At 38.9% G+C, this 4,342-nt stretch carries 3 protein-coding genes and 1 pseudogene; 2 read left to right on the forward strand and 2 right to left on the reverse strand.

What is annotated here, in order from left to right; all coding sequences use genetic code 11:
* Nucleotides 1–614, forward strand: a pseudogene (locus tag GSY74_RS05665) (hypothetical protein); the annotation flags it as partial.
* A 41-nt stretch (nucleotides 615–655) separates the two neighbouring features.
* Entirely contained in the window at nucleotides 656–1,729 is a 1,074-nt protein-coding gene (truD, locus tag GSY74_RS05670) for a tRNA pseudouridine(13) synthase TruD (protein WP_164664132.1), read from the forward strand.
* Here truD and speA read toward each other — a convergent pair.
* Nucleotides 1,689–3,599 (reverse strand): biosynthetic arginine decarboxylase, encoded by a 1,911-nt coding sequence (gene speA, locus GSY74_RS05675; protein WP_370518774.1) that lies wholly within the window; start codon nucleotides 3,597–3,599, stop codon nucleotides 1,689–1,691. The genes truD and speA overlap by 41 nt on opposite strands.
* 163 nt (nucleotides 3,600–3,762) lie before the next feature.
* A partial coding sequence (locus GSY74_RS05680; RefSeq protein ID WP_164664134.1) for an aminoacetone oxidase family FAD-binding enzyme occupies nucleotides 3,763–4,342 on the reverse strand: 580 nt, incomplete at its 5' end.

The following is a 4,342-nucleotide window of genomic DNA, read 5'->3' on the forward strand; positions in this document are numbered from 1 at the left end:
CTGCTAATCAGTTTGGATGTGAGATTATTGGTGGTGATACGATTGCAGGAGAGAGGCTTGATTTCTCTATTACTATTATTTCTGAAAGTAAAAACCCTTTGACTAGAAAAGGTCTAAAGGAGGGGCAATTATTGGCGTATACTGGTCATTTGGGGGAGAGCAAAAGGGATTTGAATAGGCTGTTTAATGGTGAGAAAATATCTGATAATTCTAGGTTTATAGAACCTGTTTTACGCCAAAAATTTATAGAAAAAGCACGGGCATATTTATCTGTGGGAATGGATATATCAGATGGGCTATTTTGTGATACCAATAAGCTTTTGGACTATAACAGAGATTTTGTAAAACTAGGAAACGATGGCTTTAGCCTCGCCTTGTTCGGGACTAAAGTCTCCGATTCCAAGAAATTTAATGATATAGGGTTTGAGCCAATTATAGAGATAAGTGATGAGATTGGTTCTAGTGGTGAAGAGTATGAGATGTTGGTTGGATTTGAGTCTGATAACTTAGATAAAATTTTAGAGATTGCAGATGAGCTTGATATAGCTCTAACTATTTTTGCCAAAGTGGTTAATAACGGTAAACGGTTTGAGTGTGTTGGACATCATTTTTAAACACGCTATAATACGACAATTTTTAACAGAAAAGAGAAGAGATGAATCTACTGTATCCCCTAAATATAAAAAATAAATTTGTATTTAACCCAAGCCCAAGAGACTTTATAGTTGACGAGATTCCACTTTATGATTTTACAGGAGAGGGTGAACATCTAGTCTTGCATATTCGCAAAAAAGATATGACCACATGGGAGATGATAGGGGCAATCGCCCGTTATCTTGACATCAAACAGAGAGATATTGGCTATGCAGGTCTCAAAGATAAGAATGCAATGACCATGCAGTATATCTCTCTACTTGCAAAAGATAATGAAGAGAGATTAAAAGATTTTAATCATGAGAAGATTAAAATCTTGAGTACGCAGAGACACAACAATAAGATAAGAGTAGGGCATCTAAAGGGGAACCATTTCAAAATTCGTTTCAAAAAAGTGCTTGGAGTCCAAAAAGATAAGCTTGACTCTGTATTGAAGTGGATAAAAATTAATGGCGTACCAAACTATTTTGGAAATCAACGCTTTGGAAATGATGGAAATAACTGGGAAGAGGGCAAAGCTTTGGTTGAGGGGAAGCTAAAGATGCGAAATAGAAAGACAAGAACTTTCCTACTAAATGCTTATCAATCTTATCTCTTTAACTATTGGCTCTCCAAACGGATTGAGCTGTCACTCCTGCTTCATGAGTTTTCAGAAGAGGATGCAGAGAAGATATTTGACCTAGCAGAGGGAAGTCTAAAAGGGACAAAAGAGCAGAAACATTTCTTTAAACTTTTGGATGGTGACTTGATGATGCACTACCCCTTTGGGCGAGTTTTTGAGTTGGAATCTTTGGCAGAGGAGTCTAAACGATTTGTAGAGAAAGATATAGCACCTACAGGTCTTTTGGCAGGTAAAAGAGTGAGTAGGGCTACTGGTATAGCTAGAGAGATAGAGCAGAACTATGATGAGGAGATAGGTGAAAATGGGGCTAGGAGATATGCTTGGATAGCTGTTGAAAATATCAAAAGCACCTATGTACAGGAGAAGGCTCAATATGAGTTGAGCTTCTATCTGCCAAAGGGGTCTTATGCTACTAATGTGTTGGATATTTTGCGTGGGGGGCAGGAGGAGTGATACTGTTATTCACCTGTACAGTCTTCAGATAACTATTCTCACTCAAATAGAGATAGAGCTTACCCAACAGCTCATCTCTTTGCATCTGATTAATAACCGTCGACTCATCAAGTTGTCTCTTTAACTGTCTGTCTATCCAGTTGGTATCATAATCTATATCATCCAAAACATCCATAATATTTTGAGACTCAATTATATTAGAGATAGTGTAGTCTCCATTTTCATCAAATATTATAGTAGCCTCGGTAGGATGAGTAAAAAGATTATGCTTCATCCCCAATACCTCTTGGTATGCACCTGTGAGAAAAAATGCCAAGAAGTACTCCTCTTTGGTCACATCAATATCGTGCAGATAGAGTGGCAGGTCTCGCTTGAACTCAATCTCTCCGTCACTATCGCAGGTAATATCCCAAATCGTAGCAGGGTTGGTTGGTTTTATATCTAGTTTGTCTATTGGCAGAACAGGAAAGTGCTGTTTTAAACCCCAAAAGTCTGGTAAAGATTGAAATGCAGAGAAGTTTACAAGGTATCTCTCTTGGATTCTATCTTGTAGTTTTTTTAGCTCATCTGTGCCGTCATTTAGTAGAACTATAGATTTTTTGACGATTAAATTAACCAGTATCTCTGTGTTTGAACGGTCTTCTAGGTCGATATATCCCAAGTCAAACAGGGTCAATAGACTCTCCATATGGTCTAGGCTATCGTGTAGGTACTCTCTGGCATTTGTTCTATTTAGTGCTTTCCATAGGTCGTAGAGTTCTTGGATTAATGGTGGATTTTTCTCTTTTAATCGTAGTGATTTTTCATGATACTCTTGTGAAAAAAGTTCCAATACAGGGGCGATTAACACTGCATGAGAGGAGGCTATAAATCTGCCAGACTCTGTAAATATGTCAGGCTCTTCTATCCCTTTGCTTTTGGAAATCTCTTTCATCAGGAAGATTACATCATTGGAGAACTCTTTTAGTGAGTAGTTCATCTCTGTTGCATGTTGATGTTGGCTATACTCAACGGCTAGTCCACCACCTATATTTAGGGCATTTAGTGCTTCTGCTCCTCTGTTTTTTAGGTCAGCATAGATATTTCCTGCCTCTCGTAGTGCTTTTTTGAGTGGTGCAATGTCACCCATCTGTGAGCCGATATGAAAATGAATCATCCAAAAATGCTCTAGTAGTTTATGCTTTTTGAGTAGCTCATAAGCTTCGAGTAGTTCAGTAGCGGTGAGACCAAATTTTGAGCTATATCCACCACTTTTTGCCCATATACCAACTCCTGAACTGTGTAGACGAACTCTGATGCCTATCTTTGGCACTGTTGGACTGTTGAACTCTCTGTTGACCTCTATAATAGTCTCTAGTTCACCTATTCCTTCGATAGTAATGGTGATATTATGACCCATATTGGATGCTATAAAACAGAGGGAAATCATCTCTCTATCTTTGAATCCATTGACCGTGATGGGTGAGCCTATGGGGGTGTGGCTCATGGCAATAATTAGCTCTGCTTTACTTCCTGCCTCTAGTCCGTAGTTGTACTCTTTGGAGACTTCCATTAGTGCGTTGATGAAGTTGGGGAACTGGTTGACCTTTAGTGGAAAGACAGCTTGAAAATTGCCTTGGTAGTTGAACTCCTCTATTGCTCTGTTGAATTCGGAGTATAGTGTAGAGATTTGCTTTTTGATGAGGTGTGGGAATCTTAGAAGTAGTGGTCCTCTGTAGCCTCTGTTTCGTATATCTTGGGTTATCTCTAGTAGTGATGGTTGGTTTTGATGGTTGATGTTTATGGTGCTATCTTTTATGACAAAATTGTTGTCTGACCAGATGTTGATGCCGTAGGGATTATTCATTTGTTTACCTCTTTTAGTTTTTATTTTAATAGGAAACGCAGACTTTAGTCGCGTAAAATAGTGGGCGAGACTAAAGCCATCGGTTCCTTATATGCAATGTGCATTTTCGGAATCGGCGTGTTTACACCCGAACTATTTGGTTCAAAAAAAGCTTAATTCATTGGTATTGGACTAAAGCCGTCGGTTCCTAAGCCTTTTGTGAACCTGCCAAATAACCACTAGAAAAAGCCCACTGGAGATTATAGCCTCCACAAGGTCCATCAAGATTCATAACTTCTCCACAGAAGTAGAGACCTTTTATCTTTCTGCTCTGCATCGTCTTTGGGTCTATCTCTTTTAGTGATACACCTCCACGAGTTATCATAGCCATTTTGAATCCATCGTGACCTGTAATTGTTAGTGGTGTCCATGCTAGAAGTTTGATAAGTCTGTCTCTAGCAACACCTGATAGTTTTGCTAGTGTTAGAGTAGGGGAGGCATTCGAGAGTCTGCAGAGTTCCACTGCTATAGATTCAGGCAGAAGCGTTTTAACCAAAGAGAGTGTTGTATGATTTGGATTTTTAGCTAAGAGATTTTTTAAAAGAGTTCGTATCTGCTCCTCATTCATCCCTTTTGTGAGGTTCATAAGTAGAGGAACCTCATCAAACTTGGAGAGTAGTGGAGTAATCTCACGAGAAAAATCCAAAACAACAGGCCCTCTGATTCCAGTTTTGGTAAATATCAAATCACCCTTGGCGTAGAGTTTTTTATATTTACCAAAACTGGAA

It is taken from the genome of Sulfurovum sp. bin170 (genome assembly GCF_010892395.1).
Taxonomy (GTDB): Bacteria; Campylobacterota; Campylobacteria; order Campylobacterales; family Sulfurovaceae; genus UBA1140.

Coding starts and splice junctions, on each gene's coding strand:
- truD (WP_164664132.1), top strand. CDS start 656: ATGAATCTACTGTATCCCCTAAATATAAAAAATAAATTTGTATTTAAC.